The following is a 392-nucleotide window of genomic DNA, read 5'->3' on the forward strand; positions in this document are numbered from 1 at the left end:
TGCATACCGGTGTTGAGCATGCCCAGTTTTGGGGATCCGGTGACCCTTGACAGTTCGTCCTCGGGCCCGTATTCCTTGTAAAATGAATCAAGGATATCCCCGTTCAGGGGCTTCATGTAGTTGTAGAGTGGCGTGAGCGGTTTCCCGTTTTCGCCTATGTGTACCCAACTGGCGCCGTAACAGGAAAAGTTCAAGGCCTCTATTTCAAATTCGTTGGAAATTAGGATTTTATCGAAAGTTTCCTTTACCCAGTCCTCCAGTGCCCTGAGGTTTTCGGTAGGGTGGCCGTCCTCATCGGTAATCTCTTCAAAACGTACGTATTCACGGTGCACCTCCTGGAAGTTCCCGTCAAAAAGAAAGAACTTTTTGTTGGTCTTCCCGATATCGAATAC

1 pseudogene is annotated in these 392 nt (G+C 48.5%); it reads right to left on the reverse strand.

Annotation, left to right across the window (positions count from 1 at the left end):
- A pseudogene (locus tag H9565_RS20080) lies at positions 1 to 392 on the reverse strand (carbohydrate kinase); the annotation flags it as partial.

The organism is Zobellia russellii, from assembly GCF_018728565.1.
Taxonomy (GTDB): domain Bacteria; phylum Bacteroidota; class Bacteroidia; order Flavobacteriales; family Flavobacteriaceae; genus Zobellia; species Zobellia russellii.